This window comes from Candidatus Nitrosoglobus terrae (genome assembly GCF_002356115.1).
GTDB lineage: Bacteria > Pseudomonadota > Gammaproteobacteria > Nitrosococcales > Nitrosococcaceae > Nitrosoglobus > Nitrosoglobus terrae.
In genome coordinates, this window is sequence record NZ_AP014836.1 from 1,623,343 (window position 1) to 1,641,623 (window position 18,281).

The 18,281-nt window shown below is 41.6% G+C and carries 19 protein-coding genes; 2 read left to right on the forward strand and 17 right to left on the reverse strand.

The features are described 5' to 3' along the window. Positions 1-4 precede the first annotated feature (4 nt). The 11 genes from TAO_RS07660 to rpoE all read right to left on the reverse strand — a co-directional run bounded on the left by TAO_RS07660 (position 5) and on the right by rpoE (position 11,391). Positions 5-1,315, reverse strand: coding sequence for a homoserine dehydrogenase (locus tag TAO_RS07660; RefSeq protein WP_096527349.1), 1,311 nt, complete (start codon positions 1,313-1,315; stop codon positions 5-7). A 35-nt stretch (positions 1,316-1,350) separates the two neighbouring features. Continuing rightward, positions 1,351-2,529: an alanine transaminase gene (gene alaC / locus TAO_RS07665; RefSeq protein WP_096527350.1), complete on the reverse strand. Its 1,179-nt coding sequence runs from the start codon at positions 2,527-2,529 to the stop codon at positions 1,351-1,353. 120 nt (positions 2,530-2,649) lie between these two features. Further along, positions 2,650-3,567, reverse strand: coding sequence for a GTPase Era (gene era, locus TAO_RS07670; RefSeq protein WP_096527351.1), 918 nt, complete (start codon positions 3,565-3,567; stop codon positions 2,650-2,652). Further along, a complete protein-coding gene (gene rnc, locus TAO_RS07675) occupies positions 3,560-4,252 on the reverse strand; it encodes a ribonuclease III (RefSeq protein WP_096527352.1) in 693 nt (230 codons plus the stop codon). Before rnc ends, era begins: the two co-directional genes overlap by 8 nt. 106 nt (positions 4,253-4,358) lie before the next feature. Next, complete coding sequence (gene lepB, locus TAO_RS07680; RefSeq protein WP_096527353.1) at positions 4,359-5,177, reverse strand: signal peptidase I; 819 nt, start codon at positions 5,175-5,177, stop codon at positions 4,359-4,361. A 65-nt stretch (positions 5,178-5,242) separates the two neighbouring features. Beyond that, on the reverse strand, positions 5,243-7,042 hold the full coding sequence (gene lepA / locus TAO_RS07685; protein WP_096527354.1) for a translation elongation factor 4: 1,800 nt from the start codon (positions 7,040-7,042) through the stop codon (positions 5,243-5,245). A 128-nt stretch (positions 7,043-7,170) separates the two neighbouring features. After that, the gene (locus TAO_RS07690) at positions 7,171-8,592 is read right to left on the reverse strand and encodes a DegQ family serine endoprotease (protein ID WP_096527355.1); all 1,422 of its coding nucleotides are present in this window, start codon (positions 8,590-8,592) and stop codon (positions 7,171-7,173) included. Positions 8,593-8,696: 104 nt separating this feature from the next. Beyond that, positions 8,697-9,167, reverse strand: a complete 471-nt coding sequence (locus TAO_RS07695) for a SoxR reducing system RseC family protein (RefSeq protein WP_172419086.1) — start codon at positions 9,165-9,167, stop codon at positions 8,697-8,699. A gap of 10 nt (positions 9,168-9,177) precedes the next feature. Continuing rightward, positions 9,178-10,185 carry a MucB/RseB C-terminal domain-containing protein gene (locus tag TAO_RS07700; RefSeq protein WP_096527357.1) on the reverse strand — a complete coding sequence of 336 codons (1,008 nt, stop codon included), beginning with the start codon at positions 10,183-10,185 and terminating at the stop codon, positions 9,178-9,180. Then, positions 10,169-10,738 (reverse strand): sigma-E factor negative regulatory protein, encoded by a 570-nt coding sequence (locus TAO_RS07705; RefSeq protein ID WP_096527358.1) that lies wholly within the window; start codon positions 10,736-10,738, stop codon positions 10,169-10,171. The genes TAO_RS07700 and TAO_RS07705 overlap by 17 nt, the downstream gene beginning before the upstream one ends. Before the next feature lie 65 nt (positions 10,739-10,803). After that, on the reverse strand, positions 10,804-11,391 hold the full coding sequence (gene rpoE / locus TAO_RS07710) for an RNA polymerase sigma factor RpoE (RefSeq protein WP_096527359.1): 588 nt from the start codon (positions 11,389-11,391) through the stop codon (positions 10,804-10,806). Positions 11,392-11,546: 155 nt separating this feature from the next. Between rpoE and nadB the strand changes: the two genes are divergently transcribed. Continuing rightward, the gene (nadB, locus tag TAO_RS07715; RefSeq protein WP_096527360.1) at positions 11,547-13,190 is read left to right on the forward strand and encodes an L-aspartate oxidase; all 1,644 of its coding nucleotides are present in this window, start codon (positions 11,547-11,549) and stop codon (positions 13,188-13,190) included. A 4-nt stretch (positions 13,191-13,194) separates the two neighbouring features. Here the strand turns inward: nadB and TAO_RS07720 are convergent, their stop codons facing one another. Genes TAO_RS07720 through sdhC form a run of 6 tightly spaced genes read right to left on the reverse strand, consistent with a single transcriptional unit; the run spans position 13,195 to position 17,044 of the window. Next, positions 13,195-13,638 carry a protein YgfX gene (locus TAO_RS07720; protein ID WP_096527361.1) on the reverse strand — a complete coding sequence of 148 codons (444 nt, stop codon included), beginning with the start codon at positions 13,636-13,638 and terminating at the stop codon, positions 13,195-13,197. Further along, complete coding sequence (locus TAO_RS07725; protein WP_096527362.1) at positions 13,601-13,852, reverse strand: FAD assembly factor SdhE; 252 nt, start codon at positions 13,850-13,852, stop codon at positions 13,601-13,603. Before TAO_RS07725 ends, TAO_RS07720 begins: the two co-directional genes overlap by 38 nt. Positions 13,853-13,856: 4 nt before the next feature. Next, positions 13,857-14,552: a succinate dehydrogenase iron-sulfur subunit gene (locus TAO_RS07730; protein WP_096527363.1), complete on the reverse strand. Its 696-nt coding sequence runs from the start codon at positions 14,550-14,552 to the stop codon at positions 13,857-13,859. A 22-nt stretch (positions 14,553-14,574) separates the two neighbouring features. Beyond that, positions 14,575-16,338 (reverse strand): succinate dehydrogenase flavoprotein subunit, encoded by a 1,764-nt coding sequence (gene sdhA, locus TAO_RS07735; RefSeq protein WP_096527364.1) that lies wholly within the window; start codon positions 16,336-16,338, stop codon positions 14,575-14,577. After that, positions 16,335-16,667 carry a succinate dehydrogenase, hydrophobic membrane anchor protein gene (sdhD, locus tag TAO_RS07740; RefSeq protein ID WP_231910628.1) on the reverse strand — a complete coding sequence of 111 codons (333 nt, stop codon included), beginning with the start codon at positions 16,665-16,667 and terminating at the stop codon, positions 16,335-16,337. The genes sdhA and sdhD overlap by 4 nt, the downstream gene beginning before the upstream one ends. Beyond that, positions 16,664-17,044 carry a succinate dehydrogenase, cytochrome b556 subunit gene (gene sdhC, locus TAO_RS07745; protein ID WP_096527365.1) on the reverse strand — a complete coding sequence of 127 codons (381 nt, stop codon included), beginning with the start codon at positions 17,042-17,044 and terminating at the stop codon, positions 16,664-16,666. The genes sdhD and sdhC overlap by 4 nt, the downstream gene beginning before the upstream one ends. A 168-nt stretch (positions 17,045-17,212) precedes the next feature. On the opposite strand from sdhC, the gene ygfZ reads away from it, so the two are divergent. After that, a complete protein-coding gene (gene ygfZ, locus TAO_RS07750) occupies positions 17,213-18,253 on the forward strand; it encodes a CAF17-like 4Fe-4S cluster assembly/insertion protein YgfZ (protein ID WP_096527366.1) in 1,041 nt (346 codons plus the stop codon). Positions 18,254-18,281 lie beyond the last annotated feature (28 nt).

The following is an 18,281-nucleotide window of genomic DNA, read 5'->3' on the forward strand; positions in this document are numbered from 1 at the left end:
TATTTTAATCCAGAGTCTCTAGTCGAATTCGTACTATTTTCCCTTCAATGGATTCTAGTGCCTCAATCCGGCAAATTGCCTGATTCATATTTCGCTCTAATACCGGCTGAGTCAACATGATAATAGGAACATAGCTCTCCCCAAAGGCCGGCTCTTTTTGCAAAACTGCCTCAATACTAATACCTTGTTCCCCCAATATATAAGTAATTTCTGCAAGTACGCCTGGGCGATCTATAGCTTGCATACGTAAATAATAGGCTGTTTTAGCCTCTTCCATCGAAAGAATTGGGATTTCTACCAGCGCATCAGGCTGAAAAGCAAGGTGGGGTACTCTATTTTCTGGATCAGAAGTCAAAGCGCGCACCACCTCTATCAAATCAGCAATCACTGCAGAAGCTGTGGGCTCAGAACCAGCCCCTGGCCCATAATAAAGGGTTGATCCTACCGCATCACCCTTTACCACAATTCCGTTCATTACCCCATCTACATTAGCAATTAAACGGCGATATGGAATTAGGGTAGGGTGCACCCTAACCTCAATGCCTATTTCTCCCCGTCGAGCAATACCCATATGTTTGATTCGATAACCCAGTTGATCAGCATAATCAATATCCTCGCGAGTAATCGTACAAATACCTTCGGTATATACTTGTTCAAATTGCAATGGGATACCAAAAGCGATAGAGGCTAAAATTGTCATTTTATGGGCAGCATCAATACCCTCTATATCAAAAGCTGGATTTGCCTCAGCATAACCACGCTGCTGAGCATCTAACAATGCCTCAGCAAAACTGCATCCTTTATCCTGCATCTCTGTCAAGATAAAGTTATTGGTACCATTGACGATCCCAGCCACCCACTCAATACGATTACCTGCTAGACCTTCTCGTAGCGCTTTGATAATCGGAATACCTCCACCTACCGCCGCTTCAAAAGCAACCATCACCCCTGCTTTCTGGGCAGCTGCAAAAATCTCATTACCGTGAAGTGCAATTAATGCCTTATTTGCCGTAACTACATGCTTACCTTGGGTAATCGCCTCAAGCACTAGATGGTAAGCTAAATCAACTCCTCCCATCAGTTCCACAACCACTTCCACTTGCGGGTTGATCACCACTTCCCGTGGATTAGTGGTTAGCCTAATATTCTCTATCTTACAGCTACGATCCTTGTAAAGGTCACGAGTAGCCGCCCAGCAAATCTGAATACCCCGCCCAGCACGGCGGGCAATTTCCCCAGCATTACGCGAGAGCACATTCACTGTGCCGCTACCCACTGTTCCTAAGCCTAGTAACCCTATCTTAACCGGTTCCAATAAATTTCCTCTTTGATCAAGTAATTAAATATTTATTAAGCGCGCTTAAACATCTGTCGAATTCCGCGAATAGCTTGGCGAGTACGGTGTTCGTTTTCAATTAGACTAAAACGAACATAACTGTCACCGTAGGTACCAAAACCAACCCCAGGAGATACAGCTACCTTAGCTTCATTTAGCAGTTTTTTAGAAAACTCTAAAGAACCTAAGTGGCAGAATGGCTCTGGAATAGGTGCCCAAACAAACATCGTTGCCTTTGGCAATTCTATTTGCCAACCTATATCAGAGAGTCCTTGGCACAAAACATCACGGCGTTTTTGATAAATTTCACAAATTCCTTTGACGCAATCCTGAGGACCCTCTAAGGCAGTAATAGCCGCTACCTGAATAGGAGTAAATGTGCCATAATCTAAATAAGACTTCAGGCGCGCTAAAGCGGCAACCAATATTGAATTACCGCACATAAATCCCACTCGCCAACCTGGCATATTATAAGTTTTTGATAACGAATAGAACTCTACAGCAATATCTTTAGCTCCTGGTATCTGTAAAATTGAGGGGGCATAGTAATCATCAAATACGATCTCAGCATAGGCAAGATCATGTACAACCCATAGGTTGTACTCACGAGCTATGGCAACCACCTGTTCAAAGAAAGGCAGATCTACGCACCAAGCAGTTGGGTTAGCCGGAAAATTAAGCACCAACATCTTGGGTCGAGGCCAAGTATCTTTAATAGCCTTTTCTAATTCAGTAAAAAATTCCTCTCCTGATATAAGCGGAACATGGCGTATATCAGCGCCAGCAATCACAACCCCATAAGGATGAATAGGATAGGCTGGGCTAGGGACTAAAACAGCATCTCCTGGACCTAAAGTTGCCAGCGCCAAATGCGCTAACCCTTCTTTTGATCCTATAGTCACAATAGCTTCACTTTCAGGATCTAACTCTATATTATAGCGTCGGCGATACCAATGACAGATAGCCCGCCGCAACCGAGGAATACCCCGTGAGACGGAATAGCGATGAGTATCTGGGCGTTGCGCAGCTTCTACCAGCTTATCTACAATATGCTTCGGGGTAGCATGATCCGGGTTGCCCATTCCAAAATCAATAATATCCTCTCCTCGAGCACGAGCCTTAGTCTTTAATTCATTGACAATATTAAAAACATAAGGTGGGAGACGTTGAATACGCGGAAATTCCTTAATCAATCTACATTACCTACTCACCAAATGGTGCAACCTTAATAAATAATATTCTAAAAAGATAAGCGGTCAAAAATACTGTGTGAGGAAAAAAAGTGTCAAAGGAAAGACATTCTAAACCTTTAATTAATTATTTTTGTAACCAAAGCTATGCAATAAATGCTCATTATCTGGCCATCCTTCGCGAACTTTAACCCATAGTTTCAAATAAACTTTACGCTCAAACATTTTTTCCATGGCAATACGAGCCTCATAACCCACTTGCTTAAGTCTTTCCCCTTCCTTTCCAATTACAATAGCTTTTTGCCCAAGCCGTTCAACATAAATTACTGCTGCAATCCGATAAAGATTTTGCTCTTCCTCAAAAGATTCCACCATCACCGTAAGCACATAGGGTAACTCTTGCCCTAGGTGGCGAATTAATTTCTCACGGATGAATTCTGCTGCTAAAAAACGTTCGTTGCGGTCTGTTACTTGATCCTCAGGGTATATCATTGGCCCTTCTGGTAGCAGTTCAACAACTTTTCTCTCTAATGCCGATATATTATCTCCTTTCCAAGCTGATATAGGAACAATCGCTGTAAATTCCATTTTCCTAGAGATCTGTTCTATCATTGGCAGCAACAATTTCTTATCAGTTAATCGATCTATTTTATTAAGAACAAGGACAATAGGAATTGTACATTTAGCCAATCGCCGTAAGATCCATTCATCATCTTTAGTAAACCGATTAGCCTCTACAATAAATAAAATTAAGTCTACTTCTTCAATCGTAGAATCTGCTGACTGATTTAAATATCTATTTATTAATCGACGTTCTTTATCTTGAAAACCTGGAGTATCCACATAAAGCACCTGAGCTCTAGGCAGAGTTTTAATCCCTAAAATCCGATGCCGTGTTGTCTGTGGTCGATGGGCAGTAATACTTACTTTCTGGCCTAAAATATGATTAAGTAGAGTTGATTTACCTACGTTAGGACGACCAATAAGCGCAGCATAACCACAGCGGATATTGTTATCTTCCTTAATAAGCCCTTCAGTCATCCGTGTTCTTATCTCTTAATAATAATAGCTCTAAAATCTGAGTTGCTGCATCCTGTTCAGCCTTACGTCGGCTATAACCAGTACCTATTCTAGATGGAAAGTTATCTATAATACATTGAACTTGGAAAATCCGCTCGTGAGACTCCCCGCTAACCGCATTTATTCGATAATCCGGCAAGGGTAGCTGCCGAGCTTGAAGATACTCCTGAAGACGAGTTTTAGGATCTTTAAGCACGGATTCACTAGTCAGCGCTGCTAATCGATCACGATAGAGCAACTCTATTAACTGGCGGCAAGCTTCTAAGCCATTATCCAAGTAAATAGCGCCTATCACCGCTTCAAAAGCATCTGCAAGTATCGAAGTACGATAGCAACCCCCACTTTTTAATTCACCCAGACCTAGAACTAAGTAACTCCCTATTTCAAGCTCTCGGGCTAGCTCTGCTAGGCTATCTTCCTTAACTAAAGTTGATCTAATTCGACTTAATTTTCCCTCTTGCGCTTCAGGAAAGTAACCATAGAGGAGATCAGCAATGATAAAATTTAGAATTGAATCCCCTAGAAACTCCAAGCGTTCATTATTTTCTTTAGCAGCGCTACGGTGAGTCATTGCTTGCAGTAACAAAGCAGGATTTTTGAAATGATACCCTAATTTTTGACTCAGCTGTTTTAAACTTTTAGCCATTAGGGGAAAAACATCAATTTATACGTTGAACAACAAAAACATATAATCAGTAAGGTTTTTACTACCCGTACTCACTCTTAGGTATAAATGAGTACTTTATTTATTATTAATTTATCGATTTTCCGATACGTCCCCAAATAACCCCTCCCTGATCCCAGCGCCAGCTCATCCAAACCATAAACGCTTTGCCTACTAAATTCTCTTCTGGCACCACTCCCCAAAAACGGCTATCATTACTCCGATCTCGATTATCTCCCATCATAAAATAATGACCATTAGGCACCTCATACTCACCTTCCCCAAGAATAATTCCTGGGTTAACTACAACCTGATGATCCTTATCTCCAAAATACTCAATCCGAAGCTCATCAGGGTAACCATATGAATGATCCTCTTGATAGTAAGGCCCCGTGACCTCTTGCCGCATAGGCTCATTATTAATATAAATAGTTTTATTAACATAATTAATGCGATCACCTGGTAACCCAACTACTCGCTTAATATAGTCGACGCTAGGATTCTTAGGGTAACGAAACACAACCACGTCACCTCGATGGGGCTCATCCATATTGATAATTTTTTTATTGATAACAGGTAATCGAAACCCATAAACAAATTTATTTACTAGAATAAAATCTCCAACCATAAGTGTTGGAATCATAGATCCTGAAGGGATACGAAAGGGCTCTACTAAAAAGGAGCGCAATACTAAAACAGTAAATATGATAGGAAAAAAGGAGCGTGCATACTCTACTAATAGAGGCTCCTTAATAGACCCTATCGCAGTAGATTCATGAGCTACATCTGAACCTATTCTAGCCACTGCTTTCCGCCGCGCAGGTGCCCATAGCCACGCATCTAAAGCCCAAATCATTCCTGTAATTGCGGCAGCAATTACCATCATTGTAGGAAAATCAAAACTCATTAGAAACAACTACCCTTATTTACAAAACCAGAATCTAAAAAACCCTAATCAGCGTCAAACTTATTTTAGGAAAGCTTTTTCCCTACTTTTAATACTGCCAAAAATGCCTCCTGGGGTATTTCTACCGATCCTACCTGTTTCATGCGTTTTTTACCTGCCTTTTGTTTTTCTAGTAACTTACGCTTACGGGTAATATCACCTCCATAACATTTAGCGGTTACATTTTTACGTAAAGCCTTTACCGTCGTACGGGCAATGATATGCGCCCCAATTGCAGCCTGAATAGCAATATCAAATAGCTGTCGTGGAATAAGCTCCCTCATTTTTTCAGCCAGCTCTCGCCCTCTATAGTAGGCCTGATCTCGATGAACGATAAGCGAAAGAGCGTCTACTTGCTCGCTATTAATCAATAAATCCAATTTTACTAAATCAGCTGCTTGAAAACGTAAAAAATGATAATCAAGGGAAGCATAACCCCGGCTTACAGATTTAAGGCGTTCGAAAAAATCAAGCACTACTTCACTTAAAGGTAATTCATAGTGAAGTAAAATCTGATTCCCTAAATACTGCAGTCGCTTTTGTACTCCTCGCTTCTCCTCACAAAGACCAATAACAGCACCAACATGCTGCTGAGGTACCAAGATATCAGCTTGAATAATAGGTTCACGAATTTCAGCAATATATCCAGGATCAGGCAGTAAAGAGGGATTATCAATGGGTAAGACCTCACCCTTATGAGTCAATATTTCATAAACTACTGTGGGGGCCGTAGTAATGAGATCTACGTTATATTCTCGCTCTAGTCGCTCTTGCACAATTTCCATATGTAGCATACCCAAGAAACCACAACGAAAACCAAAACCTAAGGCTTGTGAAGTTTCCGGCTCATAAAATAAAGCTGCATCATTAAGGCGAAGTTTGGCAAGTGCTTCTCGAAGATCTTCATAGCCATCAGAATTTACAGGAAATAGCCCAGCAAAAACTTGGGGCTTCACAGGCTTAAATCCAGGCAGCGACTTAATCGCTGGTTGCCCAGCATGAGTCAAAGTATCCCCTACTGGCGCTCCATTGACCTCCTTGATTCCAGCAATCACATAGCCTACTCCGCCAGCAGAAAGTTGCTCAATTTCCTGGCGCCTAGGGGTGAAAAAGCCTATTTTTTCTACTTGATAATACTGCCCAGTAGACATAACCATAATCTTATCCTTAAGTTTAAGGCTACCATCCACGACCCGTACTAGAGAAATAACGCCTAAGTAATTATCAAACCAAGAATCAATGATAAGCGCTCGCAAAGGCGCGGCGGGATCACCCTTAGGCGGAGGAATACGCTCAATGAGCGCTTCCAGCACTTCCTCAATTCCTTGCCCCGTTTTAGCACTCACCTGTAGGGCATGACTAGCATCTAATCCAATAATTTCTTCAATTTCTTGACATACTTTCTCAGGATCTGCCGAAGGAAGATCAATTTTATTAAGCACAGGGACTACTTCCAAGCCTTGCTCAATCGCCGTATAGCAATTAGCAACACTCTGGGCTTCAACACCTTGAGAAGCATCAACAATTAATAAAGCCCCTTCGCAAGCGGCCAATGATCGGGACACCTCATAAGAAAAATCTACGTGCCCTGGGGTATCAATAAAATTCAGCTCATAATTCTCTCCGCTACGCCCTTGGTAACGTAAAGAGACACTATGCGCTTTAATCGTAATCCCTCGTTCACGTTCAAGATCCATAGAATCCAAAACCTGATGATCCATCTCACGTTCGCTCAACCCGCCACAAATCTGTATAAAGCGATCAGCTATTGTAGATTTACCATGATCAATATGAGCGATAATGGAGAAGTTTCGAATATTCTTCATGCTGCAGCAGGTAAAATAAACATTAGCTATAAAACAAAATACCGGCCAAAGACCCTTGTTTAACCGGCATCTTAATTATAGATTTTGATAAAAATCTTTGTATTATTTCATTTAGGCAACGAGTAGCCCTAACTATTCTTCGGTATTTTTATGGCAATAAAAGAAGTACTCTGTCCTCGCTGTAGCAGCATCGGCACAGTTTTACCTGAAGGAAGTTTTTCCACTACACCTTTGAATTGTTTAATATCTTTTATCTGAGTATCATTAATGCTTAGCAAAATATCACCGCTTTGAACTCCAGCCTCAGAAGCGGGTCCCTCTGTTACATTGATAACCTGTATACCCGAGTCCAAATTTAACTGCGCCCGTTTTTCAGTACTCAGATCAGCGACCTCAAGAGAGAGCCGTTTTTCAATAATTTGCCCTGGTTTACCAACAGCCTTCTGCAGTTCTCCTTCTTCTGGCAGCTCGCCAATCTTGATTTTAAGCGTCTTTTGAGCACCACTTCGTAAAACCTGAACATTAATAGTCTGGCCTACCTTTGCTAGCCCAACTAAGGGTGGTAGTGCCGAGGATTGAGGTACCGGCTTTCCATCAAAGCTAAGAATAATATCACCTACTTGGACTCCCCCTGCAGCCGCTGGACTACCAAGTAATATCTTAGCGACTAAAGCACCTTGCGGTTTTTCCAACCCAAAGGATTCAGCCAATTCTCGAGTTACATCTTGAATTATCACTCCAAGCCAGCCACGAGTCACCTGTCCTTTTTCCTTAAGCTGCGCTACAGCCTCCATCGCCACATCAATGGGTATCGCAAAGGAAAGACCCATAAATCCACCGGTACGACTATAAATTTGAGAATTAATCCCTATCACCTCTCCTGCTAAATTAAAGAGTGGGCCACCCGAATTTCCAGGGTTAATTGCCACATCTGTTTGAATAAACGGTATATAGCTTTCCTCTGGCAAGCTCCTTCCAAGCGCGCTAATGATCCCCGCTGTAGCTGAGTACTCAAAACCAAAAGGCGATCCAATAGCCAATACCCATTCACCTACTTTAAGATCACGCGAGTTACCATGTTTTAGCGTTGGTAATCCTTCCGTCCCTACTTTTAACAGTGCAAGATCGCTACGTTCATCGCTACCTATTACCTTAGCCTCTAATTCTCTACGATCATTGAGGCGTACGATGATCGTATCAGCATCACGGATAACATGGTAATTGGTGATAATGTATCCATCCGATGAAATAATAAACCCTGATCCTAAAGAATGAGTTTCAAATTTTTGCTGACCCTCATCTCCTCCTTGATCGCCAAAAAAGTGGCGAAAAAAATCATCAAATGGGGTTCCTTTTGGAAACTGATGTAATCCACGCGGAAAGCCAGGTCCGCTTCGAGTAACCTTTTGAGTAGTACTAATATTCACTACTGCAGGGCTATTTTTTTTCACTAACTCAGTAAAATCTGGTAATCCTTCCGCCTGCACGCCGCTTATTATCAGTAACAGTGCTATAAAAAACACCCATTGCTTACCCAAAAAAATCTTCATACTAGCTCCCAATATTTACCGCTTAGGAAAAATAATTTATTAGTAAATTAAAATTTTATCTTAAATACTGCCCTAGATCTCTTAATACTGAGGCTAAAGGAGAATTATGGATAATCATCTATAATAATTTTATTTTGCACAACTATCCTTTTCAGGATGCATAATTTTAAGCTCAAAACCTGTCCCAATTTTATATGTCTCATCCCTAAGACTCCTCCTAATAACCCTCCAAGGCTTAGCCATATCACTATATTCTCACCACTACCAAAATATTGAACTAGGATTTCGCCTAATCCAGCACCTAAAAACATGATCAGTAGTGGCATTATATAAAGTAAGAAAGCATTTAAAAGAAATGCTTTTCCAGAAATTCCTACAATAACACTCTCCCCTATTTCTGCCCCTATTGGGTTAAATGCCTTTATTATCATAGGCTTTTTTATTAGATATCTCGTAATTTCTCTGGTACCGCATTCATTACTAGCAACGCAAAAATTACAGCCAATATCCTGCACTTTCTCAACCCAAGCGTATGTTGCATCCGTTGCTACTACACGGGCTTTCTCTACAATCACACCTGAGGATTTAATCAGCACTGGAGTTAATATAATGGATGGATTTACCGATTCGCTCCACCGTCGTATGGGGAACCTCTCCCACTATGGTTAAATTATGAAGCGCCTGAATAATACCATAGGCGTTCACCGCTCCCATGCTCGAAAAACCACGTAAATAGCTTTGATGATCCTCCATAATAGGCTCAATAAATACCGACACCGAGCCTAACCCGTCTGAGTAAGCAAAATGCTCTACAGGCGCTTGGCTATTAGGTAGTAGGTGTTTGCCGTGAGCAACTAAAGTAAAGCCTTCAGGCACCCAATCAACCTCCCATTTACTTTCATAGTCACTGGCTTCAACCTTCAATGGTTTACTTTGGCGGCATGAAGTTTTTTTTCCTGCTACTGTCGGCAACAAATCAGTATCTTCAATTTTTTCGCGCAACAGTACTGAGGTAAACATGATTTGCTCTAGTGTACCACCTTCCTTTCCTATCATAGTAGTCTTCAGCAATAGCCCAGTTTCACTATCCACCCATAAGCGATAGCCATACCGATATTGATCTATAGGGGTAATAATCACCCGTTGCGCACTTCTTCCCGCAACTCGATCCATTCCTCCTATGGAAAATTGATAGTGATCACCTATCACCTTTAATTTAGTCGACCAGCGCTTTGGAAAGTAATTTTTATCGTGGAAATTTTCACCTCTAGCAGATCCTGTTTTATTATCAGGAAACACACAAGTCACTAGCCCATTATTACGGATAATCTCTTGTGGCATGCCATTAAGGGAAATCAAACGATCATACTCTCCAAGCTCATCTGCCTTATGGATAATACGAACAGCTTCCAACTGACTATCTCGTAAATAAACAAAAACCCCTTTGTAGTTAAGGGATTTGGAGGCTTGCTCCACTCCGTTAATTAATTGTAATGCAGTATCGGATTCATTGGCTATTGCTAAGGAAGATATCATCAGGGCTACTAAGAACACTGAAGAAAATTCCCAATAGGAATTACCTAGGGTTTTCATAAAACACGATACGCCCATAACGAAGCATTCCTGGCATATTAATATACTCAGTATGATTAACCAAATAAGTATTTAAACGCTCCTTAACCCCCCGATCTAAAACCGCTGCAGGATGATTATTTTCTAAAGCAGATATTGTTTGAAAATTGGAAATAACTTGAGGTGAACCGTTTATAGCCTGAGGTTCTAATGGGATCGGTTTGCTCATTAACGCCTGTATTCCCAGTACTGTAACTGCGCTTAATGATGCGGCTAAGGCAAGGCTTGCTAGATATTGCCACTTTAGATAGACTTGCTTAGAGATGTCTTTACTACGATATTGTTTTACTGCCAGCGACTCATCATCTGGGGTATAAGAAATCTTCATGGCTAGATGCTGTAAAGATATCTCTGGTAGGTGATCATGCATAGAATCCCTAGCTAAATGATAGGCCAACCAGCGTCTACGTACTTCCTTTTGGGTTTTAAACGCTAAGAGTACTGACTTTATTTCTCTAGATGGTAGTTCTCCATCCATTAAAGCTGATAATTGCTCATTAGTTTTATCATTCATCACGACTTCAACCCTCTATAATCCATTAATACTATTAGGGCAATAAATACCCTCAAATAATTAATTTAAGTGGTAAGATTGATTAAAAGAGGATTAATTTTTTCATCAATAATCTCTCGTGCCCTAAAAATACGCGAGCGTACGGTACCAATTGGACAACCCATGGCTTCAGCAATCTGGGCATAACTCATCCCTTCAAGCTCTCGTAGAGTAATCGCCATACGTAGCTCATCAGGTAGCGCTTCAATAGTTTTACTTACTGTTCTAGCAATTTCATCACGTAGTAGCAAATGCTCCGGTGTAGCATAATCTTTTAATGCTGTTTCTACAGCATACTGTTCTACCTCTTTCGCATCAATATCGTTTTCTGGGGGCCGGCGATTTTGTGCTATTAAATGATTTTTCGAGGTATTAATAGCGATACGATACAACCAAGTATAAAAGGCACTTTCTTCTCGAAAATGTGGTAAAGCTCGGTAGGCTTTGATAAATACCTCTTGCATTACATCTAGAGCCTCCCCAGAATCATGGATATAGCGAGAAACAAGCCTTAATACTTTTCGCTGGTATTTAAGCACCAGCATATCAAATGCTGCTTTATCTCCATGCTGAACGCATCGTACTAGCTCATAATCAACTTGCTTGTCGCTCATACCAGACCAGTTACCCTATTGGGAAGTAACTTGGCCTACCAACATCATAGACAGTTACCTGATTAAGTAGTTCGTACCCCATAATGTATTAAATAAGTACTTATAAGTTTATTATTTCGAGTCGTATACCTAAATAGCTAAAGCGTTCATAGCCCATGTCTCATAACTATGATGTATTAATTATCGGCAGCGGATCAGCAGGTCTAACATTAGCTTTACACCTAGATTCTAAAACCAAAATCGCCGTCTTATCAAAACGCACCCTTGAAGAGGGAGCAAGCCTATATGCCCAAGGGGGTATTTCTGTAGCTCTTGATAAAAGCGATTCTACAGAATTTCACATTGAGGATACTATACGGGTTGGTACTGATTTATGCCACGAAAAAGCAGTTCGCTTTACGGTGGAACACGCCAAAGAGGCCATCAATTGGCTGATTAATCAAGGCATTACCTTCACTCGGGATAAAAACAAGCTTCACTACCACCTTACCCAAGAAGGTGGCCACAGTCGCCGTCGCGTCATCCATGCAGCCGATGCTACTGGCTGGGCAGTAGAAACTAAGCTGGCTCAACTTACTAAACGCAAAGCCAATATTCAAATACTTGAGAACTATATCGCTATCGATTTAATCACCCACCATAAACTAGGAAAAAGGGGTAACAATCAGTGTCTAGGGGCTTATGCGCTAAATCGCACCCAAGGTCGGATAGAAACCTTTAGCGCTCGCTGCGTGGTTCTAGCCACTGGCGGTTCAGGTAAAGTATATCTCTATACCAGTAACCCTGATGTTTGTACTGGAGACGGTATTGCCATGGGCTGGCGCGCTGGATGCCGCGTAGCTAATATGGAGTTTATTCAATTTCATCCAACCTGCCTCTACCATCCTCTTGCTAAGTCTTTTCTTATCACTGAAGCTTTACGTGGAGAAGGTGGACGATTACTTCTGCCTAACGGTGATCCTTTTATGCATCACTTTGACCCACGTAATGAGCTAGCCCCGCGTGATATTGTAGCTAGAGCCATTGATCATCAAATGAAACGGTTAGGGATTGACTATGTCCATTTAAATATTAGCCATAAACCCGCAGAGTTTATTTATCAACACTTTCCTAATATTTATGCTAAATGCTTAAAGCTAGGTATTGATATTACTCAAGAGCCTATACCAGTAGTTCCAGCTGCTCATTATACTTGCGGTGGTATCATAACGGATCTCCAAGGACGAACCGATCTTAGCAATCTTTATGCTATTGGTGAGACGGCTTGTACGGGGCTTCATGGGGCTAACCGCATGGCCAGTAATTCACTACTAGAGTGCTTAGTATTTGCCCGAGCAGCTGCCAAGGATATCAATCAGCAGATTAAAAAAACTCCACCCCCAGAATCTTTACCTCCATGGGATGAGAGCCAAGTCACCGATTCTGAAGAAGAGGTTATCGTTGCCCATAATTGGGATGAGCTACGTCGATTCATGTGGGATTACGTAGGTATTGTTCGTACAGTGAAACGTTTGCAGCGGGCTAAACATCGGGTTGATTTATTAGCTCAAGAAATCGCTGAGTATTATGGCAATTTCCGCATTACTAATGATCTCATCGAACTACGCAATTTAGTTGTTGTTGCCGATTTGATCATTCAATCGGCGCTAGCACGCAAGGAAAGCCGTGGATTGCACTATATCTTAGATTACCCCCATAAAAACTCTATAGCGCAAGATACCATACTTGTCCCTCCAAAATATGAGTCTTCTAGCATTAATGATTATTGGGAATCAGATTCAAATACCACATTAACATAAATGCTTAAGAACGAGTTACCCGTAAACGTACCCGCAATCGTCTTAAAGATTCTAAATCGACATTATCCGATAATAAGGTTACGCTTACGCGCCGCCACCAAACGCCAACTCGAAAGTTAAGTACAATTAAATGAGAACTTACAAAACAGCTAGGAAGCAGTTCACCAACATACTTTATCTTGTTACGCTGACATAAAAACCAAATACCTTGCCTATCCCAGATAACCTGAGTAATTGCTCTAGGACTTAAAAGTAAAACTTGATACTGTAAATTACAGTAAAAACTAATAGAAACTATCACACCAAGAAATAAGATAAATTCTAATGGAAGATCTAGATAAAGAAGAAGTATTAAAGCTCCTCCATGGACAATCCCAATATACGCGGACAAAATCACCGACGGATAGCGTTTAAGGTAAAGCGGTGCGGCGTATATTAGCAATGACATCTGCAATCAAAGGATCTGAATGGAGATTTTCTTCAAAACAATATCCCCATAACTCAGAGTCTGGGTAACATAAAATCGTTTCAAATACTCGTTTTTCTTCATCGGAAATAATGGAGTAGGAAGCCTCTAGAAAAGCCTCTAATAATAGATCTAGCTCTAGAATTCCTCGACGGCAGCGCCAGCGTAACCGACGACGGGTAGCTTCCTCTAACATTGCCTTATGTACCGTCCTTTAGCATCTGCCACTTAATAAGGCTGATAGCCTCTGCTGGATTCAAATCTTTAGGGCACACTTCCGTACAATTCATAATTGTATGACAGCGAAATAATTTATAGGCATCATTGAGTTCTGATAACCTCGCCTCAGTAGCTTGATCTCGATTATCCGCTAAAAAACGATAAGCCCACAGTAGAGCGGCGGGTCCTCGGAATTTTTCTGGATTCCACCACCAAGAAGGGCAATTTGTAGAACAGCATGCACAAAGAATGCATTCATAGAGGCCATCTAAGCGTTTCCGCTCCTCAGGAGATTGAAGAAACTCAATTTCTGGATCTGGATCTTCCCGAATTAACCACGGCTTAACAGCGCGATACTGTTGATAAAACTGGCTTAAATCTACCACCAAATCGCGAATAACTGGCATACCTGGTAAAGGACGTAAAGTTATCGGTTCTTTAAGCGCTATTAAAGGCGTAATACAGGCTAGACCATTGCGCCCGTTGATATTCATCCCATCAGAACCACAGACTCCTTCTCCACAAGAGCGGCGAAAAGCAAGGCTTTCATCCTGAGCCTGAATCTGCTCTAGCGCATCTAATAACATCATATCTGGCTGAATTTCGGTCAGCTGATAATCCTGCATATAAGGCTTGCTATCTGTCTCTGGGTTATAGCGATAAATACGAAATCGCACGATTCTCTACCTATCCCTAAGTTTAATAAACTCGTTCTTTAGGAGGAAATGTTTCTACCGTTAAAGGTTTTAACCGTACTGGCTTGTATTCAATTTGCGTTTGCCCCTTAAAATACAGTGAATGTTTAAGCCAACGAATATCATCTCGTTCAGGATAATCCACGCGGTAATGAGCCCCTCGACTCTCTTGCCTTGCCAACGCACAACAAGCGACCGCCTGGGATAATTCTACTAAATTCTCCAATTCTAGCGCATTAAGCCGCGCCGTATTAAAAACCTTACTCTGATCCTTCAACCGCACATCCTGCAAACGCTCTGCTATTACTGTCACTTTTTTAACAGCTTCTTCAAGCACGGTTTTATTACGGAATACGCCGCAATTTTGTTCCATCACACTCTGGAGTTCTGCCCGTAATTCATCCATGTTTTCCCCATTACCAGAGCGCTCCCAACGAGCTAAACGAGCTAAAGCCTGATCTACATCATCAGCAGCTAATGCTCGATGATAGCGGTGCTTCTTTAGGTGTGCAATAATATGATTACCCGCAGCCCGGCCAAACACTACAATATCTAATAATGAATTTCCCCCTAAGCGGTTAGCGCCATGAACTGAAACACAGGCGCATTCTCCAACAGCGTATAACCCAGGAATAGCCTCCTCTGCTCCCTCCTTATAAGGGGCAACCACCTGACCAAAACGATTGGTCGGAATACCCCCCATGATATAGTGACATGTAGGGTACACAGGAATAGGGTTTTCAGCGGGATCTAAATGTAAAAAAGTCAAAGTAAGCTGCCGAATACCCGGTAGGCGATCTTTAATGACAGCTTCCCCTAAATGCTCTAGCTTGAGCAAAACATAATTGCCATGAGGGCCGCAACCTCGCCCTTCTTTCACTTCAGTATAAATTGCTCGACTCACTACATCACGGCTAGCAAGATCTTTTGCATGGGAGGCGTAGCGCTCCATAAAACGCTCGCCATCTCGGTTGATCAAATACCCTCCTTCTCCCCGAGCACCCTCAGTAATTAACATTCCTTTACCAGCAATACCGGTAGGATGAAATTGAATGAATTCCATATCCTGTAGCGGGATTCCAGCCCGTAAAGCCATAGCCATACCATCACCAGTATTAATACGAGCATTGGTATTGGTGCGAAAAAGCCGCCCAGCTCCCCCTGTAGCCAGCAAAGTGCATTTAGCCTCAATAATCCAAGGCTGCCCAGTCTCAATCTCTAAAACTACAGCCCCAAGAATATATCCACTTATGTCCTTAATGAGATCTAAAGCAAAGAATTCATCGAAAAAATGAGTTTTAGCTTTAATATTCTGTTGATATAGACTATGAAGAATAGCATGTCCTGTACGATCGGCAGCAGCACAGGTTCGAGCAGCTTGTGCTTCACCAAAATTCTGACTTTGACCCCCAAAAGCTCGTTGATAAATTTTTCCGTTCTCTAATCGAGAAAAGGGAACACCCGCATGCTCCAGATCTATTACCAAATGGGCAGCAGCCCGACACATATACTCTATTGCATCCTGATCGCCTAGGTAGTCACTTCCCTTCACTGTATCGTACATGTGCCATAGCCAGTTATCAGGAGATACGTTAGCCAATGCTGCATTAATTCCTCCTTGAGCAGCCACCGTATGGGAACGGGTAGGGAAAACTTTAGAGACTACAGCTACATTCGCTTCTGCCTGAGACAGCTGCAAGGCCGCTCGCAAACCTCCTCCACCTGCGCCAATGACTAAAACATCAAAACATCGCCGAGGTAAATTCATCGCATCAATATTCTAATCACCCAAAAACCTACACTGCTGTACCCTATCGCCACCAAAGAATAGAAAAATAGACGCAGCACCGTAGTATGTACATAATCCAAAATAATATCTCTCAATCCTACCCAAGCATGGAACAGAAGGGCACCAAAAAAAAGCGCGATCATGATGCTTATTAATGGGCTATTCACCCATGCCGTCCAAGCCTCAAAAGTTTTAAACGGGGATTCGGTAAGATCAAAAACAAAAAATAGCAGCAATAGCCCTAGTATGACAATGGCAGTTACCCGCTGCACTAGCCAAGCCCGTAAGCCCGCCATGACTCCTTTCACAATAAAATTCCTATAATCAGCAGCGTTACTATTATCGCTAAAATAATAGCAGCATAGGCACCTCGGCTAGGGCGACAATCCTTTACGCCAATATGAGCATCAAACAACAACAACCGAATCCCAGTCAGAATATGCTGAATCAACGCCCAAAGAGCTATTATACCTACTAATTGAACCCCCAGATGATTGCAAAATTGGATTACGCGAGAAAAGCTTTCTTCATCTCGAAGAGACAGATCAAATAAATAAACAAAAACAGGAATTAATAGCGAAAGAGTAATCCCAGAGAGACGATGTAAAATAGAAGCTACCGCATTCGACTGAAAACGAATCAAAGCTAGGTTAAAAAAAGTAGGGCGAAGGCTTTTATTTGCCATTGGCTCCTTTTTGACTCATTTAGTTTATATAATCCTATCTTTTTCTCTAAGGTTGAGTCTATTTTAAATTAGTTTTTAAATAAAGCGCTAATTGGCTTATATCAAAGCAATGTGGATTATTAACTAACGGCTACGGTATACATCATCACCAAGGGAGAAAATCAGCTAATGGAGCAGAAATGGCGATCCTTTCTGATACAAGCAGGCGCAGTTTTTAAGAACGATAGCGTACTCTATTTTAGAGGTTCTCGGGAAAAATTAGCCGCTCTTCCTAATACTATTATTACTGATTTATCTCACTTAGGCTTAATTGCCATTGCTGGTGAAGAGGCTCGTGTTTTTCTCCAAAATCTACTGACCAATGATATAAGAGAAGTTAATGATCAGCGTAGCCAATTAACGGGATTATGTAATCCTAAAGGCCGATTATTCGCTATTTTTCAACTCTTTCAGTGGAACACTCATTTTTACTTAAGCCTTCCTCATAGCATCCTAGAATCTACGCTAAAAAGACTCAGCATATATATCTTGCGTACTCGTGTATCTCTTATCAATGATAGCGACCATTATTGCCGCTTTGGATTAGCGGGTCTACAGGCCGATAATATGCTTGCACAGTTATTAAATATAACACCGCTTACAGCCAATGAAGTATATCAAACCCCTAATCTCTGTATTATTAGAATGCCAGATCAGCTACCTCGATTTGAGATCATGGGGGAGTTTAACTTTATTCAAGAACTTTGGAATGAACTTAAAAAAGCTGCTGATCCAGTAGGCACTCGTATCTGGGAATTACTCACAATTCGCGCAGGTATCGCTAGAATTTATCCTGAAACCCAAGAGTTATTTATTCCCCAGCAAGTCAATTTAGAACTTAGCGGAGGGGTGAGCTTTACTAAGGGCTGCTACCCTGGACAAGAAATTATTGCCCGAATGCACTACCGAGGAAAACCTAGCCGCCGAATGTTGCTTGCTTATATCCTTACAGATAAGCCACCTAAGCCAGCCGATCCCCTTTATGTATCCAACAATAACGATAAAGAGCATGTAGGGGAAATTGTAGCCGCCGAGTCAACCTTAGATGGCGGCTACGACAGCTTAGTAGTTCTGCATACGGCTAGCCTTGAAAAAGGCGAAATCGTGCTCAACAATGAAATGAAATCAAAGCTTATATTCCAAAAACTTCCCTATGAAGTACCTCTATGAAATTCTAAGAAAAGAAAGATATAAATAT